At 51.2% G+C, this 23,021-nt stretch carries 15 protein-coding genes; 1 reads left to right on the top strand and 14 read right to left on the bottom strand.

Annotated elements, in window-relative coordinates; genetic code table 11:
* Window positions 1-35 precede the first annotated feature (35 nt).
* From CHI14_RS21530 to CHI14_RS21510, 5 genes are all read right to left on the bottom strand, one after another.
* Window positions 36-683: a beta-mannanase gene (locus CHI14_RS21530; protein WP_095291102.1), complete on the bottom strand. Its 648-nt coding sequence runs from the start codon at window positions 681-683 to the stop codon at window positions 36-38.
* Between the two features lie 21 nt (window positions 684-704).
* Window positions 705-1,988, bottom strand: a complete 1,284-nt coding sequence (locus CHI14_RS21525; RefSeq protein WP_095291100.1) for a vWA domain-containing protein — start codon at window positions 1,986-1,988, stop codon at window positions 705-707.
* Between the two features lie 73 nt (window positions 1,989-2,061).
* A complete protein-coding gene (locus CHI14_RS21520) occupies window positions 2,062-4,506 on the bottom strand; it encodes a transcription initiation factor TFIID (RefSeq protein WP_095291098.1) in 2,445 nt (814 codons plus the stop codon).
* A gap of 1 nt (window position 4,507) precedes the next feature.
* Window positions 4,508-7,897 (bottom strand): tubulin-like doman-containing protein, encoded by a 3,390-nt coding sequence (locus tag CHI14_RS21515; RefSeq protein ID WP_095291097.1) that lies wholly within the window; start codon window positions 7,895-7,897, stop codon window positions 4,508-4,510.
* Window positions 7,898-7,950: 53 nt separating this feature from the next.
* Window positions 7,951-9,744, bottom strand: a complete 1,794-nt coding sequence (locus CHI14_RS21510) for a vWA domain-containing protein (RefSeq protein ID WP_095291095.1) — start codon at window positions 9,742-9,744, stop codon at window positions 7,951-7,953.
* Between the two features lie 433 nt (window positions 9,745-10,177).
* Between CHI14_RS21510 and CHI14_RS21505 the strand changes: the two genes are divergently transcribed.
* On the top strand, window positions 10,178-11,110 hold the full coding sequence (locus CHI14_RS21505) for a hypothetical protein (RefSeq protein WP_095291093.1): 933 nt from the start codon (window positions 10,178-10,180) through the stop codon (window positions 11,108-11,110).
* 212 nt (window positions 11,111-11,322) lie between these two features.
* Here CHI14_RS21505 and CHI14_RS21500 read toward each other — a convergent pair whose 3' ends face one another.
* The 9 genes from CHI14_RS21500 to CHI14_RS21460 all read right to left on the bottom strand — a co-directional run bounded on the left by CHI14_RS21500 (window position 11,323) and on the right by CHI14_RS21460 (window position 22,977).
* Window positions 11,323-12,495 carry a hypothetical protein gene (locus CHI14_RS21500; protein ID WP_095291092.1) on the bottom strand — a complete coding sequence of 391 codons (1,173 nt, stop codon included), beginning with the start codon at window positions 12,493-12,495 and terminating at the stop codon, window positions 11,323-11,325.
* 33 nt (window positions 12,496-12,528) lie between these two features.
* The gene (locus CHI14_RS21495; protein WP_212677014.1) at window positions 12,529-13,728 is read right to left on the bottom strand and encodes a hypothetical protein; all 1,200 of its coding nucleotides are present in this window, start codon (window positions 13,726-13,728) and stop codon (window positions 12,529-12,531) included.
* Window positions 13,729-14,067: 339 nt separating this feature from the next.
* Window positions 14,068-15,597: a DEAD/DEAH box helicase gene (locus tag CHI14_RS21490; RefSeq protein ID WP_095291089.1), complete on the bottom strand. Its 1,530-nt coding sequence runs from the start codon at window positions 15,595-15,597 to the stop codon at window positions 14,068-14,070.
* 205 nt (window positions 15,598-15,802) lie between these two features.
* Window positions 15,803-17,251: a SulP family inorganic anion transporter gene (locus CHI14_RS21485; protein ID WP_095291087.1), complete on the bottom strand. Its 1,449-nt coding sequence runs from the start codon at window positions 17,249-17,251 to the stop codon at window positions 15,803-15,805.
* Between the two features lie 537 nt (window positions 17,252-17,788).
* Entirely contained in the window at window positions 17,789-19,459 is a 1,671-nt protein-coding gene (locus CHI14_RS21480) for an ABC1 kinase family protein (RefSeq protein WP_095291086.1), read from the bottom strand.
* On the bottom strand, window positions 19,460-19,840 hold the full coding sequence (locus tag CHI14_RS21475; RefSeq protein ID WP_095291084.1) for a phasin family protein: 381 nt from the start codon (window positions 19,838-19,840) through the stop codon (window positions 19,460-19,462). It abuts the gene before it with no gap.
* A 72-nt stretch (window positions 19,841-19,912) separates the two neighbouring features.
* Window positions 19,913-20,551 carry a ThuA domain-containing protein gene (locus CHI14_RS21470; RefSeq protein WP_095291082.1) on the bottom strand — a complete coding sequence of 213 codons (639 nt, stop codon included), beginning with the start codon at window positions 20,549-20,551 and terminating at the stop codon, window positions 19,913-19,915.
* Window positions 20,552-20,587: 36 nt separating this feature from the next.
* On the bottom strand, window positions 20,588-21,310 hold the full coding sequence (locus tag CHI14_RS21465) for an SDR family NAD(P)-dependent oxidoreductase (RefSeq protein ID WP_095291081.1): 723 nt from the start codon (window positions 21,308-21,310) through the stop codon (window positions 20,588-20,590).
* Window positions 21,311-21,474: 164 nt separating this feature from the next.
* Window positions 21,475-22,977, bottom strand: a complete 1,503-nt coding sequence (locus CHI14_RS21460) for a cobyrinic acid a,c-diamide synthase CobB (RefSeq protein ID WP_095291079.1) — start codon at window positions 22,975-22,977, stop codon at window positions 21,475-21,477.
* Between the last annotated feature and the right edge of the window lie 44 nt (window positions 22,978-23,021).

The following is a 23,021-nucleotide window of genomic DNA, read 5'->3' as shown; positions in this document are numbered from 1 at the left end:
CCCTGTTCAGGCAGACTGAACTGCCTCACATTCATCTAGTCTGATATTAGGCGGTAAACGGCTCCGTATCTCGGTCCGTCCGTGAAAAACAGCCTCACATAGTCATCCTTGGCCACTTCCACGGGCGGCATCTCATTTTTCCCTGGATTAAAATCACTGACAAAAGGATAAACCGTGCCATCTTCCTTATTGAGAGGAACTCCGCCCTGCTTGCGAACATAACAGAGGGCTTCCTTCGGCACGGGTACTTCAGCCGTCACAGTCATGAGAACCGTCTTCCTTTTTTGAAAAAAACCGCTTTTGTAACGAATGGAGAAACGGATATCCGCTTTCCCTGCACTGGCGATGACCGTATTCTCGTCATTCTGCTGGCGCAGCAGCACAGGACCGTCTTCGTCCATTCGGCAAACATGTATCGTGTACCGGATGGCACCAAATCCTGTCATCCGGTCTGTATATCCGTTACTCGCCTTGTATTCTTCTCTCGTATACAGTTTCAGTTTGCCATTCACAGTCTGATCCCTGCTCTGTCCACCTTCGACCATTTCGAGCTCCAACCGCTCCACGTACACGGCTTCTACGCCTTCGGGCCAGAGCCAGCGCAGGGTACAGTAACCATCATCCACAGCAAGTGTAAGTCTGCGAATCAGAGGTACCGAAGGGTCCGCATCTGCATATCGCATGTGTCGCCAACCTCCCGATGTTTAAAATCCTTTGCTGCGTGTGTCTCTCCCCCGCTGACCGAATCCGTCTGCGGTCGGATTTCCCCTGCCTGCCTCACGGCGACCCTTGCTCTTCCGCGGCGTATTCTCCTTGACCGGAATAATCCAGGTGAACAGGGTGAGTACCCCAGATAATATGAACATCGCACCCAGTCTCACCAATGCATCCCCTACAGAAGAACCGTCCAGTCCCCACTCCAGCAAAAGGCCTGCTAGCAGGCCTGAGACCGCTCCACCGATGCCGAAGCTGACGGCCAGATGGCGGTTATCAAACACCAGCCCAAGCGATACGCCCAGTGCTACACCAATCAATAGCATAGCAGCAACGCGGAAGATGGCCAGATAGGTACTGTGTTCCATCATGCCTGTACGTTCCGTCACCAGCGTCCGTTCATCAATCGTATCGTAAATTTGCTGAAATGCCATGCTGAGACCACCGGAATCCGGCACGTCATAGTACATGCCACCTGTCTGCTGAGCGATACTGCGCAGCAAATCGGTACCCGATGGGTCAACCAGACTCAGACCTACCGTATTCACGGCAATCTGCTCGTTCGCGTACTGGGATAAGATATCCGAAGTATCTGCTTCACTGAATCCATCCGACAGTAAAATAGCTACGGTACCGCGTTTTGGATCCTGCTTGTTTTGGATCTGCTCCATGGCTTCCCGGAGCACGGCATCGAAGTTTGTACCGCCCGATGTTGTGACAATGCCGTCGATCTTACCGTTTACCTCTGCTTTTGCCGCCTCACTATCTAATGCAGTAAAAGGCTGCAATAACTGCGGCTGATCATCAAATGTAATAACAGCGACCTGCTTGTCACTTTCCATCTGACTGATCAACGTCTTGGCTGCCTCGAAACGTCCATTATCCGGGTCCGTTTCCGACATGCTGCCCGAGTTATCGATCATCAGTACAATGTCCTTCACCTGCTTCACGCCGCCTGGATTGATCTGATACAGCAATTGAAAGACCAGCCCAACGACAAACAGGAACACCAGTGTTGCTGGAACGAGCAGTTTCCACGACAAGCCAAGATATCTCAGCTTCCAGGAAGCTCCATTAAGCTTCGGTGAGATCATCTCGGCGAGCAGACAGAACAGACCTACGCTCAGCGCCAGCACGCCGAAGTATAATCCCATCAGCAGCAGGCGGGGCATCTCCCCAAGCCACTGATGCAGCATGATTTCTCCTGCCGCAAATCCCACGGCTCCGCCAATCAGGCTGAACAGGACCAGGAGAAGATTGATTTTTCGCTGCATGTTCGCATGCATCCTTTCCAAACCAGCCCATCATAGGCTGAATTAATACCGGAGTCGATCATGACATGTCGTTCTATCGCATAGGTGATAGCTTATCAGCCAGGCCTGCTGGATGAAGCTCATAACCGTTCTCCGTATAGGAGTCGTAATACACCTTGCCGTTGCGATAGACCATCAGATCCTCCAGATGGAACCCTCCCATCAGGTTCAACTTTTCCACACCACTGCTGCGTTCTTCGTACACAACTCCCAGCTTATAGATGCGGGACGTTTCCTCGGCATGCGCCGCGTAATCCATGAAAGCACTGTGATGATCGCCAAAGAAATACTTTTCTTCATACCGGTGTTCCTGGGTATAATCGAATACCCGTATTCTCACAACCGCCTGATCTTCCAGCGTACGGTATAACCTGCGGAACAGATCATCGCGGGTCAATACGTTTTTGTCCCCATAGGTAATCGTTACATTCGCTCGCTGCAGCAGTTCTTCCTCAAAAGGGACCCTCAGCGGTGCTGCTGTGAGAAGCAGCGTATGGCATACCTCCATTAGACGTTGCAGCAGACGCTCGTTGCCTTCGGCAGCAAGCCGGTTAATGTCTCCCATATAACGCTCCTCGAACCAAACATCCCGGCCCCGCTTGGCCTCCAAATCGGCAATCAATGCTTCCGTTACCTTCCCGTAATACTCCATCACATTCTGTCCGATATATTCATCCGCGGCCGCGATACGCTCTTCTGCCGCTTCACGGAGCGTACGTTCCAGCGCTTCGAGTGCTGTCGTTACATCGCGACTGAAGTTATGAAGCTGTTCCATCTCCGAATCGTAGATACGAAGCAATTGCAGTTCGTTTTCCAGTCGTAACAGCTCTGTCTTGGGCACATACACGCGTTCCAACAAACAATCGATCAGATTCCGTACATTCTGCTTGTCCCGGAACAATGCCCGCTTGATTGGCTGATCCTCCACTTGCTCCTGCTGCCGCTGTTCCAGCAGGGCACGTGCTGAATCAAGTTGAACCGATTTGTCGCGAATGAGTCCCAGCAAGGCCTCACGTACGCTCCCAGGGCTGCTGTCACTCCATGAAGCCCATTGGAAATAGCCAATCTCCGGGTACTCTGTCCGTGACTGCTCTGCCCGGCGGAGTAGGGAGCCCTGGCTGCTGCGCTGACGCAGACGTTCTTCCGCCGGACGTACCATGTTATCACGAAAGTACGCCTCTGCACCCTGACCGAATAGCGCCCGCTCCGCTTCACGCAGTGATAACGGCTTGAGATCGGAGAAGCTGACGTTATGCGTCATAATGCCGCTCATGCCACCCACCAGATCCTGCTCGTGCAGCAGTCCTTCAACCTTATGCTCAACGGATGAAGCGTCCAGGCCGAAGAAAGCAAGCTTGTCTTTCATGCTCCAATCCGGCTCCTGTCGCATAAGGCCCAACAGATAGCGGTATAGATGATACAATACCGCGAGCGCAATCGGTTGGTTGGGCCGTCTGATCTCGGCAAAACCCGCACTCGCATAACCGTGCTGATCCGAGGTCGTACGAATGTTGTTTTTGAACGACGTATTATTGTAGGTATTGGCCCCTGTGCTTGCAACCGCACCGAGCGCATCCGGATCCTGTTTCCGGTTCTTCAGCAGGCTGATTCGGCAGATAATCTCGGCATTCTCTATCCATCCCCCGGTCACGCCGGTTCCTCGCTCATTTTTGTCAGACAGGATATAGACGAGATCAAACAGAGGCGAAGAAGGATGCACAACGGGAATGGAAATCCCATCTTCCGTTACGAGCAGATTACCGCTGAACGTATAGTCCAGTGCTTGCATATAATCCAGTTCCCGCAAAAAGGCAAGTCCGGCTGCACTTGCATATCCGAAGGAATCCACCTGCTCCATCTCGCTGACCAGTACATGCAGATCGGTCTGGACCGACTTGAATGATTGGGCCAGAATAGTCTCGGTCAGCTTGGTCAGTTCAGGCAGGAGCACGTTCAGTGGATCATCCGCCCTTGTCACGACGGTTACGTAAATCCGGTCAAACGATGAATACAGTCGTCCATATTCAGCGATCCGATTGCTCACCCGTCGTAACGTGCGATTCAGCCCGAAGAGCGCCTGCTCCGAATCGTGAAAACTGCGGTGTACATCCTTGCGCATGGTCTTTGAAGGACGTCCAGCCTGTTCGGTAGATAGAGGCAGGATATGACGGGTCACCTGACCGTCTTCCAATGAATCACGATGTTCCCGTTTTCCTTGGTCCTCCCGCCCCTCCGATCCTATCTGGAGATACACCACACCTTCTCCGTTATCCCACTTCAACTGATTGATCTCGCGCACTGCAGCCATGGCCGGTTCGACCAGGTCACCAACAAACAGAAACAGGGCCGGGTAATGGATGCTGCTTCGTCCATCACCCAGGCTGCCTTGCCGCTCCTGCTCTGCCGCATACTGTGCTGCGTACTTCTCCAGATCCCGCTTCAGGGTATTGTTTAACTTGAACTCCATCCCGGCCGCCATGTTACTTCAGCCTTCTGCGGATGTCATTCAGCTTCGACGACATCGTTCTGTAAAACTGATAGATGTCTTCGCCGTTCGCCAGCTCCACACGTTCATATTCCAGTCGATCGCGCGATTCCATGAACAGGGCAGCCAGATCATCCAGTTTGGCCAGCAGCGGAGCGATGTCCTCTGAAGCCGTTAGTTCGTTATCCCGGCGGGAAGCTTTGCGCAGCAGTGTACTGCGATCTTTTTCCGACAAACCGCGGAAGTTGCCAAACACTTCGTACTCGGCAAAGTTACGGCTCTTCATCAGGTTCGCGAACGGTTCCCAGGCATCCTCTTCCGGATCGCGGTCGTAGACGTAAAGTGCGCCTTTCTTGACGATCGTGTCGGTATACAGAGCTTCGATGAAGCGATCGTACCACTGTTCCTCATCCTGATGCTGTGCAAGAATGCCTTCGAGTTCAGCCACTTTGGCCGAGATGGCATTCATCTTCGCCAGTTCTTCACGTACCCGTGCGATAAGCTGCGGGGAACGTACCAGGTTTTCTTTGGCCATATCCTCATTAATACTGCCGAAAATATCCTTGACCCCTACACGTGGCAGCCCTTCGGATTGCAGACGTTTCAGTTCGGTCACTGCCCGTTTTACCTCACCCAGATTCGGGGTCGTCGACGTCAGACGCATGTCGTAAGCATTCAGCTTCGCGGCCAGATCAAACGGTTCCGTTGTAACAACGGCAAATCGATTGCTCGTATTCTCGTCGATTGTTTTGGCCGTAATGATGTTGTATCCAATCGCTTGCTCGAATTCGGTACGTACCCGCGCGTTATACTGCTTCACCCGGACATTCTCATAAACATCGCCCCAGGACTTTTCCGGAATCGGAGATGGCAGGTAGGTCCAGTTGTTTTTCTCCGTCTGTACCAGATGGCGTCCGATGCCTTCCTTGTCCAAAATGGTGCGTTCATAGCTTTCCTCATAAACTTTGAGCGGCGTATACACAAACAGCGGCACCCCGTTGCGCGTATTCAGCCAGAAAATCCGGTTGCGAACTTCGCTTTCCTTGACGGTAAAGTGGGATTTGCCCACCGCATTGTTCTGATAATTGCGAATCCCTTTGAGAATGCCTGGCGCCTGTGTCGGCACAGAGACGAATCCCCATGACGGGAAATGCAGACTGCCTGTGCTGTTGCTGAGGTTGAACACCGGAACGGCCTCATCATCCAGCTTGCCGGCGATGTGACGCTCCACGAATTTCTCAACAGACTCATCCTGCCCGTATTTGATCACCAGGAAATCTTCCATGGAACGGGTAATGAGGTCCCCGAATTTCTCCGTCAGGAAGTCCGAAATGGAGCTGACCACATCGATCTCGTTTTCCTTCACCCACTGGTTGGAGTTCTCCAGCAGCTCACGGGAGAAGTCACGGATCAGGTCATCCGTGTCGCGCTTGTCCAGCAGCCCATCCACCACATTGACGATATCCGGTACACTAACGACGTTCCAGTAGTAGGTTTTGTTGCCTTTGTGATCGGACTGTTCTTCGCCACGCGTCAGAATATCTCCGTTTTTGGAGAAAATCGAGCTGAGCGCATTCAGCGTCTCGGTAAATACGTTATAGATGCGGCTGTTTTCCTGATTCAACAGTTCATACAGATCCTCATAGAACTCGATCATCTGATCGTTGCGTTCCACGTCGGCGTGCAGCCAGTACTCATGAATTTTAGCTTCAATATAAGCATTCTTTTTCTTCTCTTTGGAGACGAAGGCACTCTTCGCGTCACCCAGTTTCTCCTCCGATTGCTCCTGCGCAGCTTCAATGTCGCGCGGAATGCGGAATGCATTCTCCCGCAGCGTTTCGATATACGACTGGATCATCTTCAGTATACAGAAGCCTTTTTCGGTGTAGATCAGACGAGAGACGTAGAACGGACCCTGTTCGGGATGCAAAAACATGCGCCGGATCTGTTCGGTAAACTGACCGGCAATCTCGCCCGGCAGCTGTTTCTTCGCCTTGATATATTCTTCGCGGGCACGGGCCAGGAAGTTCTGCTCCAGCTCGGTATCCATGTTTACGACCTGTGATTTCACGACATTGCCGTATGACAGACGCTCGCTGTTCTGATAACCCGGCAGCGGCTCTGGCACGCGGGACTCGAAGGACTTCACGACACTTTCGAGATCGATGCCCAGCTTGCGGGCGAACTTCTCCGTATCCTCCTGGTTCGGAGCTTTGGAGAACATGGTGCTCATTTTGTCGAACATCCGGTAAGCCAGATACGTCGTCATCTCTTCAATCGGCAGTACCGCCGAAGAGGCACCGATAATGTTGTAATCATAGTTGGCCGGATACGCCTTGTTCATCTGTGCAATGTTGGTACGGATGTTGCTGATATAATCGTGAATTGCGAATTCTTCGCCCGACTGTTTTTCCTCGCTGGCCATGAAGTTGGTGATGTTCTCGGCCGTTACGTTCATGCAGTAGTCATAGGCATTCTCCAGCAGCTTACCTTCCGTATTCGTTGCCGAAATCAGGTGACACAGGTTAAACGGCGGCAGCGGTGAATTAACATTCAGGATATTGCCGTATTTCTGCGTGAAACGCTCGCCGCGACTGTCGACATTCATCCAGTAATCCAGCTCTTTGAGCGCAGCATAGCCGTTTTTGCGAATATACTCGCGTGTATGCTCGCTCAAACTTTTGTTCGATAGATTCACGTCTGGCGTAAACAGGTAACCCAGCGTATTGACGCGGTCGATCCCGGCAGAACCGTGATCCCGTTCAATGATACCGCGCACGATATAGGAGATATCGAGGAAGCAGCCACTGCCCGTACCACCGGACAAACCGGTAAGCAGGAATACCATCAGCTTCTTGTTGGTGCCTACGGATAATGTTTTGATCTTTTTGTCGATTGCCTGCACGACCTGATTGATCTTGGTGAACAGCAGCAACCGTCCAGCCTGGCGTACCCCTGCTGCTCCATTCATGCCGTCCGTGATGCTCAGTTCCGGAGACAGCCAGTCCGTAATATACGGCTCGAGCACGCTGCGGTTCTGCAGCAGTCCACCGATCTCGGCATTGGACAGCAGAACGAATTCGTTAATCGGGTCCAGTCCGATGCCTTTGTACTTCTTCGCACGGTCCTGCTCGTTGGTTTCAAACGCGAGAAATTCCACGTTGTCCGGCTTGTCCATTTTTTTCTTGGATACCGGGTCCTGAGGCAGCTTGAAGCGCCGGTTAATCTGATATTTAAGACGCAGCAATGCATCAATTCCCGTACCTCCAAGACCGATAATCAAGATCGGGTTATCAATTGTATCGACCCTGATTTTCTCGCTGACAATCCCTCCGCCTAGCGATACATCCAGCTGCTGAATATGTTCTCTGACAATTGGTTTCATTCCATGTCCTCCCTTTGGTTAACGCACATGCCTTGCTTAGGCATTCAAACTTCTTATACCAGATACTCAATCAAAATCGTCTTATCCGCCTGTTGCAGCGGGATGCTCAGCCGGTCACCGTTCTTCAGTTCAACGCCTGAGCTTGCATCCACGGCACGTCCGGATTTCTCCAATGTACCGCCTGCAGTATTGCGAATGATAATTCGGTCCCCATTGCTGGGCGTAAATATATATTTCTCGGTTTCCTTCAATTCCGGATCCAGCTGTAAAAGCTGGTGCAGATGGAATCTGCCCCGGAAGGATGCCAGTTTTTTGTATTGTGGATAGGACTTGTCCCCGGTGTTCTCATCCCGAATCTCGACAATAATCTGACCGACAAAGCCGCGGTTTTTGCGTTTCAGCCAACCCATCAGGAACCAGGCACCCACTCCAATCACCAGCAAGGCTACGACTCCCAAAATGACAGGTAACCATGGAAACGGCTTGTCCTGCTCACCAGCTGAGGTGGTTGGCTGTGTTCCCGCACCTGCCGTCCCCCCTGCATTGATGGTAATAGGCGCACTTTCACGGTAGAAGCTGTCCTCCTCCGCACGAATCACCAGTTCATAGTTATGATTGTCCGGCACTTCAAATGTACCTGCAAAGCCGCTGCCTGTATTCTCCAGCGGTTGCTCCTCACTCTTGTTCGTATCCAGATCGTTTACGACCAACGTCGCCTTCATATCTGCATACAGATCGTTATCCTGGAGCGGCTGACCTCCATTTTCCAGCTTGGCTGTCAGATCCACCTTGTCACCCTTCGTATAGGACTTGGTCTTAATTGGGTCCACGACGAGCTGCAGATCATAGTTGAACAGCAGGTTGATATCAATGCTGTCTTTCGGAGCCCCTTTTACCCGAAGTTTCCAGTCGCCTTCCTGGGGCTTGAGCAGCTTGACGAGTGAATAACTTTTGGATGTCGAGAGCTTGGCTGCATCCGAGTTCAGATCCACTGCTTTGCCCGAAGGATCGGTTAATTCAATCTCTACCTGCTTGGAAGACATAATTGAAATATTGGCCTCAAGCACGCTGTCATTTGGTACGTTGACCGTGACTTCCTGAAAATTGCCGTTGCCTGTGATGGAAGGCAATTTCACGACATTCAGCTTGGCATGATCTGCAAATATCTCACTCAGAATCTGCGGCAGATCATCCGGCGTATCCGTGATGAATGACTTGCCTCCTGTCTGACTGGCCAGATCAGCTAGCGCATCCTTGTTCAGTTTACCGTCTGCGTTCAGTCCAATCGTATAGACCGGAATGCCCTGATCCTGTGCTTCTTGAACAGCCTTCGCCAGATCTGCATCAGACTGTGCCTGGGTGCGACCTTTGGTTTGGTTAAAGTCATTGTTGCCGTCTGCAAGCAGTACGATCATGGGTGAGTGCGATGCATCTGCACCATGATTCAGTACATTCACGGCTTCAGCCACACCGACAGAAATATCGGTATAGGGTCCGCGGCCGAGCTGATCAATAAAGTCTTTCAGGCCGCTCTTGTCCGCGTCGGACTGAATCTCCAGCAGCGCTTTTTCCCGCTCTACCTGATCGGTATAAGCAACAATTCCTACCTTGTCCCCCTGGACCGGCAGCATATCAATAAACATTTTCATGGCTTCATTACTGATCTTGTCACGGTCACTTGTATTCATCGAGTTACTTACATCGGCTACAAGTACGGCGTCGATCCCGCTCGTCTGTGCCTGAGCAGCTGCAGCTTGGGGCAGCAACGCCTTAGGCAGCAGCAGCGTTAGAAATGTCAGCAGAACCAGGGTTCCGCTAAGCCAGCGTATTTTGCGTGTCCGCAGCATTGGGTGTACTCCTTCACGTTTGAGATTAAAATGGGAATAGTTTATTATAGGCGTCAAGCCTTAAGGAAATCTTAACAGTCTACTAATATATTCTGAAAAGCACCCCTATCTTGAGTTACAGTTTTGTAATGACTGACAAAAATCGACCTATTCGGCGCTTCTACTGGCATTTTAATTCCAACTATGGAAATATGATATAGTTATTGCCAGCAAACTGCAATATAACGAAACCGTGTTTCAGATTTACACTATTCTGCATAACAACTATGCCTAGAAAGGAATCGATTATGGTTACATACGGATGCCTCGCCATATTGTTTCTTTTTGTCCTTATAAAAGGAATCTCGCTCTTTTTCCAGGGTCGCAAACCCGTAACATCAGAGGATTCGGACCGTACCCTATACACTATACTGAATGGTGAGCGTGATTAAGCATGAGTACCAAACAAGTGGTATCCATCAGACCCTTTAACCGAACGACCTATGCTTTTGAGAAGCTGCACGTGTGCAAGCGTTGTGGACAATATACCTGCTTGTGGGAGGATGAGTGTACCTCCTGTGGTCGCAGCGCCCTCGTTTCTGTCCAGGAGCGTGCCGGCTCACGAGTGAAACGCCGAATCGCACGGGATCTGTTCCTTGCCGTTATACTCGGAGCTGCCGCCACCTACTTCGGTGAAACAACGGATCAGACCATGATGGCAGCCACCGTGACCCTGCTGCTGATCGGATGGCTCATCTTCATGCATCACCGTACCTTCCCTGCCCAGCAAAACCGGCAAATGAAGCGCATGTTAAACGAAGACCGGGAGGACATCCGTCAGGGTATCAACCGAAACTGGGCGCTCGTGGCCGAAGCCCGCAAAGAAGACGAGGCCCTCGCTTACGAGATGCTGCGCGAGATTGGATCGCTCGTCTACAATGATCGGATACGTCTGCAGCAGGTTGCCCTGCTGCAATCCTTCGTGCTGCGAAGTGATATGGATCTGCAGCTCCAGCCCCTGCTGCTGCGCAGCTTCGAGCGGCTGCTCGCCGAATACATCGGTGAAATTGCCCGGCTTAAGCCGGAGTTGATTCGTGAAGATGCGATCCGGTATATCGCCACATACGAAGTTAATATTTTGCAGCTGCACAACGGAATTCAGATTCTGACTGCTGTTGCTGCAGCGGCTGTGCGTAAAAGCAAATATATCGAGTTGTTCCCAAGTCTTATTACCCGCTACGCACGCTTTATGCCCAAAGACCGGTTTATGCGTCTCTATCGTACGCTTGAGCTGTATCCTGGCAAGGCACGTGGCGGCTTGGCTGAATCCGTTGGGAGAGTATATAACGAGAAATATCGGGACAACGTTACCGAGATTCATTCCTAAAGAGCATTTTCGTGCACAACGATTCCCTAATATATAGACGACGTGATTCCCAAGGACCCCTGCATCGATTTTTGGGGACAAGAATATGCAAGAGCAACCCTAACAATATCCACCTGTCCACAACCCAAAGAGCCCCTTATTCTCACATGAGAATAGGGTGCTCTTTTCAAACAACTGCATAACGACGGTTCAAGTCGAATCCATCTGCCATGTTAATCTCTTTTTCTTGCCTTCAAGGGGTAGATTAGGACGTATGGAATCCAGAACAGCACGGAGCACAACAACACGCTCCCATATAAGGAAACGTACATTTGCGCTGTGGGCTCGGTATGATCCAGAAGCTCCAGGACCATACTTGCAACCATCAGATTGATAAAGGAACCGATGGTGTATATGAGAATCTGCTTCCAACGCAGCCTTTTGACCAATATAAAAAACAGCAAACTTAATCCCATGATATATATACTAGGTGTTAGCCAGTGCTCCGCTTCGATCTTGCCCTGCTCTGCCTCCAGGCCCAGGTAGTAAGCCACCCCCCACTGAAGCAGAAAAACAAACCAACCCGGCCCAACACTCATCCATGCTGAAGCATTACGTTCCTTTTCCTGATATGCACGTACTCTCTGAAGGAATTCTTCTTCTTCCTCTTTCGACAGACTGCCTTCCTCATACGCCCTATGAAACTCATCGTCTACCGTATCCAGGTAGTTGTAAAATTGCCGGTCTACATTCCGCTTGTAAAGAAACGGCTTCTGATCCCTGTCGTTCAGGAGCTTATCCAGCAGCTCTACTTCCGTCATCTGGTCCGAGGTGGGCTCAGCCGTAAACTTCAACGGAACCTGCAGCGAAGAGAGAAATTCCATCCATTTCTCTGCATCCTTTTCATCCAGAAAGGTAACGCTGTGGACTCTCCGCTTCAGGTTTTGATCATAAATGAAATGAATGACAGGCGGCATGATCGCTGTCTCCGGGGTTTTCTCCAGATAATAGTGCATATGCTCCACGGTATGCCTGCCATAATATGCATGCTCGATACAGGAAACGTCAAATCGATTTTCTTCAGATATATCGGAACGTGGATTCCAACTGACGTAACTTACTTCCTTGGGATCAAGCTTCGTATATGACGGGTGAGACTCACGCCTCGCTTCCATACGCAAAAATGTCATTGAACGATAAAATAACACCGCACCAAAAGGAACAAGCCCCAGCAAAAACCAGGTCTCCGCTGAGAAATGCAGCACCATCAGCACCAGCGGCAAGACGACCATCGCGATCCCCACGATCCGATTTGTAGTTAGCTTCGATTTCACCGACGGCCTCATTGGTCTTTGTTTCTCAATCAGCCCCTGAAAGCTGTTCAGGGAGTTATCATCTGTATCCATGCCCGCCTCCTTCGATATCCTTCTATTCACACCCTATCTGTGTGTTGATTTGTTATTGTACTTTTTGTTCAATGCCTCACGTGCAGCCACCTTGAATTGATAGACCAGGAGCGGCACACAGATAAAGAGAATACCCAGCAGACTGGCGCTGCCCAGAGAATCCAACATCCGGGCACCTGGGCTGATATCCTCGGTTTCATATAGCGAAACACTCATGATAATGGCATTCACGAATGTAAATGCCGAGTAGATTAACACATGCTTCCACACAAAAACCTTTGTCAAGAATGCAAACACCACACCCATGCCCACCAAGATCATGAACGGTATGAACATGGCGTCCGGATTGAGCTGCCCCTTCTTTGCCAGTTCCATTAGCAGGAATGCAATCCCCCACTGAAGCACAAAAACCAGCCAGGCCCAGCCCACACTCCGGAACGCTTTGATCTGTTTTCGTGCTGCGCTTCTTTTCTCCTTTTCCTGTTTCTTCTCTTCCCTGATCCCAAGGGAACGATGATCGTGACTTATGAGCTCCTCTACAATTCTCTGCCGATAGATTTCGAAGTTGTCCTCAACCGGAATGTTCCAAGGCACCACTTCCTGATACTCATCCTTTTCCAGAGCGGCACGTACTTCTGCCTCCGGAGCAAGGTTCTCGGTGGAATACATGGTGAATCTTAGTTCAACTCCCTGTGATGCCAACTGGCTAAGCCAAGCATCGGCCTCTGTCTCTTCATAGAAACGTACTGTACACAGTCTGTGCTCCAAACCCTGCTGATAGAGGATATGTACTTCAGGCCAAAATTGAATGGTACGTACAGGTTCCCTAAATGACGCGCGTTGGTAAAAATGTGCATCCTTCGTCAAATAACGCCCATAGTACACGCGCTGGATGGCTGACCGCTCAAATCGGTGCTCTTCAGGAGTATGGGAATCCAGATTCCACCTCACGTAGTGAATCTGATAATTGTCCATCTCGGTTCGGTTCAAATGCTGATTTCTCCAGGACAAGTAGCGCATCCTGCGCAAGACGGCATAGAAGATCCATCCCCCGAGCGGAATGAACACTATCGTGAACCAGGTCCACACCGCTGATACTTCCCAGATTAGGTACAGGGGGACAGCAACCAAGGCTAGTGCAATCAGCAGGGCGATGCCCATCATCAATCGTGTAAACAGCCAGTAAAATGGCAGAATCTTACGCTGCTCCTGTATTAGAGGATATGTATTCATGAAAACCTCCGATCTGCCTGCTTCATCATGACCCATATGCCAGCCGGCTAGATTTTTCCACTTCTTGTATACCCGCATTATCCACATATGCACCATGGAGGCCGAGCAATGTGCCTTTCACATATTTCAACATATCTATCCAATACGCCCCAGAAGGAAGCGCGTTGCGTGCAATACCGCATATGTAAAAAGGGCCGCGACGGAATTCGTCGCGACCCTCTCATTAAGCACTCCGTACATTGGTACCCGAGTGCTCTCATATTCTCGCCATGCCGTTATCCTAGGCATGGCGTCAAACTGATCGTCCAGTGCGGCTGCACTGCCGCGGACGACAAGGTCTTACCGTCCGCGACGAGAATCGCGGCGGTCACTTTTGGCTGGCCCGCGCCCGCCTGAATTACGCTTATCCGCACTGCGGCCAGCCCAGCCGCTGCTGCGCTCATCACCGCTGCGACCTGCACCGCGCCCGCCACGACCACCCTGGCCTGCTGCACCGCGACTGCTGTCGCTGCTGCGCGCCGATCCGCGTCCTGCGCTGCGCTCATCGCCACTGCGGCCGCCGCTACGTCCACCGCTGCGTCCACCTTCACCACCGCGGGAACCACGGCCTCCGCGGCCACCTTCATTACGTCCGCTGCGGCCTGCGCCGCGACGGGCACTGCCTGTTCCGGCAGAGCGTCCACCTGAACGTTCATCATTATCCTGACTGTTGATGGAACGTCTGGCTGCTCCGGTGGAGGCCACTGGACCTTCGCTCGTCCACTGGATGCGTGTCAGCTTCTGATTGGTTCCTTCTTCAATACGTGCAAGCTCAGGTCTGTCATGCTGCGTTGCAAACGTCACGGCAAGACCCGTTCCGCCGGCACGACCCGTACGGCCGATCCGGTGGATATAGCTCTCTGCATCATGTGGAATGTCATAGTTGAATACATGCGTTACGCCTTCCACATCCAGTCCGCGTGCCGCCACATCGGTAGCCACGAGGATTTGCAGTTTTGCATCGCGGAATGCCTTCATGACATTCTCACGCTTGGATTGGGACAGATCCCCATGAAGCTCGTCACTCTCGTATCCTGCTTCGCGCAGATCTTCATTCAGCTTGGATGCACGGCGCTTGGTCCGGCAGAAAATAATCGCCAGGTACGGGCGATACGTATCAATCATGCCGCGAAGCGCATCGAACTTGCCACGATCCGTACACTCCAGCACCTGCTGACGAATCTGATTGATTGGGATAACCGATTTCGAAGATACTTTTACATCCTCGGGATCCTTCATATAGTTCTTCGCCAAGTTGCGGATACCCTTCGGCATTGTTGCCGAGAACAGCATCGTCTGACGTTTATGCGGCAATTCACGTAGAATGGTTTCTACATCGTCCAGGAAGCCCATGTGCAGCATTTGGTCCGCTTCATCCAGCACCAGTTTCTTCACATTATCGAGCTTCAGCGTGCCGCGGCGCAGGTGATCCAGAAGACGTCCCGGTGTACCAATGACGATCTGAGTCCCATTTTGCAGCTTGCGCAGCTGTTTCTCCACGTCCTGTCCGCCATACACAGCAAGCACATGAAGCTTATCGTCATTGGCCGTCAGCTTCTTCGCTTCCTCTGTAATTTGCAGGGCCAGCTCACGCGTAGGGGCGATAATCAATGCCTGTGGGGAGCGGTCCGATACGTTGATTTTCTGAATAATCGGCAGCAAAAAAGCCAGCGTTTTCCCTGTACCTGTCTGTGCCTCAGCAATAATGTCACGTCCGCCCAACAGTACGGGAATTGAGCGCTCCTGTACCGGTGTCGGCACGGCGATCCCCTGATGTTTCAGGATCTCGCACCATTCCGGGCGAATGCCCAGTTGTTCAAAGTTTGCCAATCGTTACACCTCTGTATGTTCATTTAGATAAGCCCATTTCAATGTATTCTTCCCCATGAAATGGATTTTCAAAAAGCAATCAGTCCGCCTGCTCTTTTTCTCCATACCGTGTAGTTTACACGTTTGTCCAGCAAAACAAAAGGGTACCGGACATGTTCCGGCACCCTTTTAATGTATTTTATGTTCCAGAGATCATTTATCTCCATTAACCATGGCTCTGTGAGACCGCAAACCCGCTTCTCTCCAGCAAACGTGAGCTTTCCTCGTTCAAGCCTCGGAGATGCACCGTTTTGCCCAGTTTGGCGTATTTGAACTTCACCTTGCCGATGGCAACAACGGCCGTGTTATCCCAGATATGTGATCCGCCAAAATCAATCGTGATCTCCTCCGGATCCGTCTCGGCATGAAACTCCTCCACGAAGCGGGATGAAGAGCCGAAGAAGAACGGACCGTGAACACGATATACCTTTTGGCCCTGCTCCTCGCTGGCATGAACACGAATCTTGGCCTGTTTCCATCCAAAATGCAGGGCGCTAAGCACAACGCCAACCAATACACCGATGGATAGATCATTGGTGATGACGACGATCACAACGGTAACCACCATAACGAAGGCCTCTGCGCGGGGAACACGTGCGATATTTTTGACGGAACTCCAGTCAAACGTACCGATACACACCATAAACATGACACCTACCAGCGCACCCATCGGCACCTGTTTCACCACTCCGCTGAGCAGCAGCAGCAGGATGGCCAGAAAGGCGCCTGCCGTAAATGTGGACAGCCGTCCCCGGCCGCCAGACTTCACATTAATGACGGATTGTCCGATCATGGCACAGCCGCCCATGCCTCCAAATAAACCGTTAACGAAGTTGGCAATCCCTTGACCGCGCACCTCACGGTTTTTGCTGCTCTTGGTCTCCGTCATCTCATCCACGATAGTAGCGGTCAGCAGGGATTCCAGCAAACCTACCAGCGCCATCGTAAATGAATAGGGCAGCAAAATCATCAGCGTGTTGAAGGACCACTCAATATTAGGCAGATGGAACATTGGGAGGGTACTCGTCAAATTCCCCATGTCGCCTACCTGCTTCACATCCAGATGGAACACGACCGTAATAATCGTCATAACGATAATCGCAATCAGAGGAGCCGGAACGCCTTTGAAAAACCGTGGCAAAATATAAATGATGGCCAGCGTGCCTGCGACCATTGCATACATGATCCAGTTCGCGCCTGTAAAATGCGTCAGCTGGGCCATGAAGATCAAAATCGCCAGGGCATTTACGAATCCGGTAAGTACCGAATGCGGTACAAACGTTATGAACTTCCCAACTTTAAAAATCCCCAAAATAAACTGAATAATGCCCGTCAATATCGTGGCCGCGAACAGGTATTCCACGCCGTAATCCTTGACGAGACCAACCATCAGCACCGCCATGGCGCCCGTAGCAGCCGAGATCATTCCCGGTCTTCCGCCTGCAATCGAGATCACGATCGCAATCGTAATCGATGCGTACAATCCGACCATCGGATCGACACCTGCAATGATGGAGAAGGCAATAGCTTCCGGAATCAGCGCCAGCGCTACCGTAATACCTGCCAGCACGTCTCCGCGAATGTTGCCGAACCATTGTTGTTTTAACGTATTCATATATTCTTGCCGTTCCTCCTACACCTATAACCCCGTGGGTTGATTTCCTGAAATGCAGCAGCTAGGCACGTCACTGACCAACCACGACAGGGCAGCACAAAACAGCGGAACACTATCTCCGCAACATGGCCTGTACGTGTTGATATAAGATGCTCTTCATCCGGAGTATGTTGTCCGAAGTCCGCAGCATCCTGCTAGATCCGTTCCAGTGCGTTCCACATGGTTCTGTTACATCATTCAGGTTCGAGCTTGGGAGATGTCAGAAGCTGACAACTGATATCTCTGGTCTTCCCCTCTCAGAAAGACCGGGTCCGTTATGTACTGACCTATTATTATAGACAGAACGATCCTTTTATACGAACAGGCTATATCTTCGCAAACGATAGATTATTCCTGGATTTCTCTTATTTTTATAATATATCTCCGTTATGCTCTGTTTATCTATTTTAGAGTTGATGCATTATTTCCCAGACCAAAAAAAGCCGTTAACGCTCCTTCGCCAAGAAGCATTAACAGCTCTTTCCTACCTAAATGTAACTAGAATCTTCCCGATTTGAAAATCGAATAGAGCAGAAAGGCCACCATCAGAATGGCAACCAGAAAACCGATCTCAATGACCGGAATATCCCACAGCATCGTTGACTGATGGCTGATTGAGGAACCAATAATGAGTCCGACCATAATGATACAAAAGGCGAGCAGCACGATACTGAAAGACAGACGATTACTGATCTGGTCCAGCCTGCGCATCAGTGTGTCCAGTTCGGGTACGCTGACCTCAAGCCGCAGCTTGCCTTTACTGATAATGGAGGATAGCTGCCGGAGCTGCCCCGGCAGTCCGATCACACTCTCAGCCAGGTCTGCCGCACTGCGGAACAACCGATTCTTGATTCGGCCCGGACTGAACCGGTCCTTGATCAGCTTCCGGCCGAAGGGTTCTGCCATATCCACAATGCTGAGTGATGGATCCAGATGTTCGATCACGCCTTCCATCGTGAGCAGCGATTTCCCCAGCAGCACGATGTCGGCTGGCATAACGACCCGGTGTCTCTGTGCGACACCGAACAGATCGTTAAGCGCCTGACCCACACTGATTTTGGAAAAGGGAATATCATAATATTTGCTGCGCAGCTTGTCCAGATCGTTGTGGAGACCGCGGAGGTCCATGTCATCAGGCATCATGCCCAGTTTCTCAATCGCCCGGATCATGCTGTCTGTATCCTTGCGCATCAACCCGATGATGAGCGAAGCCAGATGCTGCTTCATCTCATCGCTCAGAGTGCCGACCATGCCAAAATCAATAAACGCCAGTCGCCCGTCTTTTAACACCATCAGGTTGCCAGGATGCGGATCCGCATGGAAGAAGCCATGAATAAAGATCTGATTCAACAAGGAATCCACCAGTCGCTGGGCAATGTCATTCAGGTCATGTCCACGTCTGACCAGTTCGTCACGGTCATTCAGTTTGATGCCCTCCACATATTCCATGGTTAACACACGCGAGGAAGTCTGATCCCAGTAGATTAGCGGGATTTTGACCTTGTTATCCTGCTGGTACTGCTGGGCGATCTTCTCGGTATTCCGCCCCTCGACGGTATAATCCAGTTCAGCCATCAGCGCCTGGGCATACTCCTCTACCATCTGCGGAATCTGGTACTGCTTCACCCAGTCCCATCGTTTCTCCGCCATCGCCGTCAGCTCACGCAAAATATCCAAATCTCGCTGCACAATCCGTGAGATGCCGGGACGCTGGATTTTGATGGCGACGGCCTCTCCGCTTCGAAGCTTGCCCAGATGCACCTGCCCGATGCTGGCTGCAGCCACCGGGGTATCGTCAAACCGGGAAAAGATCTCTTCCAGCGGTGTATCCAATTCCTGTTCCAAAATCCCCCGTGCCGTTTCCGAAGAGAAAGGGGGAACCTGATCCTGCAGCTTCACCAGTTCACGGATGACCGGCTCGGGCAGCAGATCCGCTCTTGTGCTTGCCAATTGCCCCAGCTTCACGAAAGCCGGCCCCAGCTCTTGCAGCACAAGCCTGATCCGTTCGCTCAGCGTTTTGGTCGTGTGTGCTTCACGTGACATCCACCGCCGGGGTATGGCCAGCAGCTGGAACAGCCCCAGCTCCTCGACCATATAACCGAAGCCATGACGCACCAGCGCCATGGCAATTTCCCGGTATCTGCCGACATGTTTAATTCGCACAGCCATCTACTCGATCTCGTTTCCTTTGTGCGGAGGAGGAACTTCAAGTGGAGCTGGGGATACATCTGGTTGCATTTTTGGTGTTTGGCCCAGTTCGGCGAGCTTTTTCTCCAGTACAGCAACGCGCTGTTCCAGACTGGTCACATCACTCTCCGAAGGTACGCCTACTTCCTGAAGCACCCGCTTGACCTGCTCATGAATCACTCGCTTGAGCTGGCCCTGTTCTTCGTCGCCACGTTCCATCAGACGCTCTACTAAAGCTTTGGATTCACCGGGCGCTAGTTCCCCGCGCTTGACCAGATCATCTACGGTTTTTTCGATTTTTTCCTTACTTACGACGGTAAGACCTAACCCCAATGAGATCGCCTTTTTGAACAAATCGCTCATTCTTGTCATCCTCCTCTTCGTTGATCTCTATATTATACCCTTTATACCCAGCACAACAAAGAAGCGAGCAGGTTACACGTAGCGCGCTGCCCATTTGCCTGCCTGCAGAATCAGCTGGCGATAGGATTCGTGTGCAAAAGAAGGCACATGATGCCCTGGCATGAGGTATACGATCCGGCCTAATCCATAGGTATGTGCCCAAGCCGCAGGCTTAGGTCCATCTTCAGTCTGGTATTCAAGCAGAATTGTGGTTTCGGCAAATGACCCGAACTCAAACAGATAAGGCTCTTCTTCCATGGTGAATCCGGTAATCCCCTCGGTCACAGGGTGTTTATGCTCCGTTACGGTAAACTCCAGCGGTCCATATGGTGGATGATGCAGGAATTTCGCACCAATCATCTGCTTGAGTTCATAACGATTTTGAAGCGAAATTCCGTTATGTAGAATAACCAGTCCGCCTCCATTGCTCACATACGACAGTAATCCCGCTGTCTGCTGAGGAGAGACTTTCCCCTTCCAATCGTCCATGTATGAAATACATACATCAAATCCCGATATATTCTCCTGCAGCAGCATATTGCGATTCTCGCTGCACTGCACGGTCATGCTATCATGAAAAATACGGCTGATCTCTGCGTCAACATCCTGCAGCGGATGCCAATCCGGATGTGTATAATCGCCGAGTAACAACGCCTTTTTACGATGGTCCATTAATAAAACTCCTTTCATGTTAAAGCTGTAACAAGATTACCAGGGAAGCTCGTCCCCCTTGTAATCTACATAGGCAGGCTGATCTCCCATAAAGTCCTTGTGGCGGTCAATAAGTGCTGCGATATGCTGTGCCGATTGTTCTGGCGTAAGGTCTGCGGCTGTGTTCAATTCACCGCTCATATAACTCTGCACCCACCCGGGATGAATCAGCATGACCTGTCCACCTTCATCCTTGATTCCATTATGCACAAGCCGGGCCTGCATGTTTAGTGCAGATTTGGACATGCAGTAAGCGAACCAGCCATGTCTGTCGCACTGCTCAATACTGCCCGCCTCCGATGAAATGTCCACAATCAGCTTGCCCGCGCCCGCAAGAAGGAGGGGCAGCAATGCGTGAGTTACACGCAGCGAACCCAGCGTATTCACGTTGAATACCTCCGCCATCTCGGCAAAGTTTAACGGCCCGCGGACATGATCCGTAATATTCCCTAGTATAGCCGCATTATTGATCAGCATATCCAGACGATCTGTATCCAGTTTGATGGTTTCGGTAAACAGCGCAACCGACAGATCATCGGCAATATCCAGGTCGATGACCCGAAGATGCTTCGGATAAGCTTGCATTAACAGACGAATCCCCTCTGAGCTCTCCATATCCAGACCTGCAGCATATACAATATATCCTCTCTTCAGCATTTGTGCTGTCAGAGCCAATCCAAGTCCCCGGGCTGCCCCGGTCACACATACGGTTCTCACCATGCTTTCCCTCCCTATCCAGGCTGCTCTGTCTTTTAATTCATTCCACATGGTCAGGCAAAAACCTTTAAATGTAAACAGGAAAGCTCAACTTCACGACCAAAGTCTCATGATGCGACACTTGCAGGATTATCTTCTCTTTTGTCACTTCATCTAAAAATCGTTCTTCATATATGCTGACCACTTCTTCTCAGTCGGTATGACAGACAATGCTGCACCCATCTCACTGCCGCATCCGGATGAGAACCGAGATGAACATGGGTATACCCGGCTACAACGTTACCTCTGGCATATCCCTCCTGCTTCATGCCCCGTAATCCCTTAGTCTCATAAGCATAGGGAATGTCGCCTTCCTCTTGGTAGGTCATGGTAGAGTAATGAAATTCATGACCCCGGATCACCTCTCCTTTTTTGAACAAAAAGGAATCCTCTACAGCTCTGGCCTCACGATAACCGAGTGCCGCGCGCTTCGCTTGCATCTGTACTTGAGCAGGTATAATCCCTGCCATGTTAAAAGTTAGCCCTTCACGATTTGTTAACGTCTCCGCCAGTACCATATAACCTCCACATTCCGCAAACAAAGGCATTTCACTGCGAACGGCCTCACGCAGTCCCTCCAGAAACGAGACGTTATCTGCGATCAATGCAGCAAACTCCTCCGGGAAGCCCCCGCCAAGATAAATGCCATCCGCTTCAGACGGTATGCCTTCCCCTGCAAGCGGACTGAAATACTTCAACCCGGCTCCGGCTGCTTCGAGCAGCTCCAGATTGTCCGGGTAATAGAAATTAAAAGCGGCATCCCGGGCAACGGCTATTATTGGACGTGCCGAAGCCTCTTGTTCATCGGGCTGGCCTACCGTGCTGTCTTCGCTGCTCTTCAAGTTAACATCGGTCCACATTGGATCTGGGTTTTGCCGTGAAACATCCTTACGGTTAATGATTAACTCTTCTTCTATGTCAGGTGCAGCCTTCGCTATCGCAATAATCGCATCCAGATCGGTGCCTTCCAGCAATGCATCCGCAGCCCGCTCGAATAGAGGCTCCAATTCTCCTCGTTCAATGGCAGGGACCAGCCCCAGGTGACGCTCGGGAATCGACATGTCTTCCTCCCGTTTCAGCCAGCCGACCACAGGAATGCCGCACATCTGCTCAATGGCTTTCTTCACAATACTGTAGTGGCCGGCACTTCCGCAGCGATTGACGATGACACCAGCGATGTTAAGCTCCTGCTCCAGCTGCTGAAAACCAAGGACGATCGCAGCTGCACTGCGTGCCATGCTGCGAACATCCACGACCAAAATGACCGGAGTCTGTGTTACGAGAGCGATCTCCGCAGTAGACCCTGTATTGCTTAAGGGATCTTTGCCGTCATACAGTCCCATGACACCTTCAATAACGGAAATATCATGTCCCGCTGACGCTTTGGCAAATGCTTCTCTTACATACTCCGGAGAGGTCATCCATGCATCCAGATTTCGCGATGCTCTGCCCGTTACAGCCGTATGATAGGTTGGATCAATATAATCCGGTCCGCACTTGAAGCCCTGTACGCTCATCCCGCTCCGGGCCAGTGCTTTCATCAGGCCCAGGGTCACGGTTGTTTTCCCTGCACCGCTTCCCGTTCCGGCTATGATCAGCCGTGGTCTGGCATGTTGATTTGAAATGGTCATGATCAGTTTCCACCTTTCTTCGATATAACAAAACCGCACCAATA

This window comes from Paenibacillus sp. 7516 (assembly GCF_002272715.1).
In the GTDB taxonomy this organism is placed as follows: Bacteria; Bacillota; Bacilli; order Paenibacillales; family Paenibacillaceae; genus Paenibacillus; species Paenibacillus illinoisensis_A.
The sequence above is the reverse complement of the archived record's forward strand: the minus strand, read 5'-3'. Positions and strand labels throughout refer to the sequence as shown.

Excerpts from the sequence above, each read along its gene's own strand:
- CHI14_RS21530 (WP_095291102.1), bottom strand. The coding sequence starts at position 683 with ATGCGATATGCAGATGCGGACCCTTCGGTACCTCTGATTCGCAGACTT.
- CHI14_RS21525 (WP_095291100.1), bottom strand. The coding sequence starts at position 1,988 with ATGCAGCGAAAAATCAATCTTCTCCTGGTCCTGTTCAGCCTGATTGGC.
- CHI14_RS21520 (WP_095291098.1), bottom strand. The coding sequence starts at position 4,506 with ATGGCGGCCGGGATGGAGTTCAAGTTAAACAATACCCTGAAGCGGGAT.
- CHI14_RS21515 (WP_095291097.1), bottom strand. The coding sequence starts at position 7,897 with ATGAAACCAATTGTCAGAGAACATATTCAGCAGCTGGATGTATCGCTA.
- CHI14_RS21510 (WP_095291095.1), bottom strand. The coding sequence starts at position 9,744 with ATGCTGCGGACACGCAAAATACGCTGGCTTAGCGGAACCCTGGTTCTG.
- CHI14_RS21505 (WP_095291093.1), top strand. The coding sequence starts at position 10,178 with ATGAGTACCAAACAAGTGGTATCCATCAGACCCTTTAACCGAACGACC.
- CHI14_RS21500 (WP_095291092.1), bottom strand. The coding sequence starts at position 12,495 with ATGGATACAGATGATAACTCCCTGAACAGCTTTCAGGGGCTGATTGAG.
- CHI14_RS21495 (WP_212677014.1), bottom strand. The coding sequence starts at position 13,728 with ATGAATACATATCCTCTAATACAGGAGCAGCGTAAGATTCTGCCATTT.
- CHI14_RS21485 (WP_095291087.1), bottom strand. The coding sequence starts at position 17,251 with ATGAATACGTTAAAACAACAATGGTTCGGCAACATTCGCGGAGACGTG.
- CHI14_RS21480 (WP_095291086.1), bottom strand. The coding sequence starts at position 19,459 with ATGGCTGTGCGAATTAAACATGTCGGCAGATACCGGGAAATTGCCATG.
- CHI14_RS21475 (WP_095291084.1), bottom strand. The coding sequence starts at position 19,840 with ATGAGCGATTTGTTCAAAAAGGCGATCTCATTGGGGTTAGGTCTTACC.
- CHI14_RS21470 (WP_095291082.1), bottom strand. The coding sequence starts at position 20,551 with ATGGACCATCGTAAAAAGGCGTTGTTACTCGGCGATTATACACATCCG.
- CHI14_RS21465 (WP_095291081.1), bottom strand. The coding sequence starts at position 21,310 with ATGGTGAGAACCGTATGTGTGACCGGGGCAGCCCGGGGACTTGGATTG.
- CHI14_RS21460 (WP_095291079.1), bottom strand. The coding sequence starts at position 22,977 with ATGACCATTTCAAATCAACATGCCAGACCACGGCTGATCATAGCCGGA.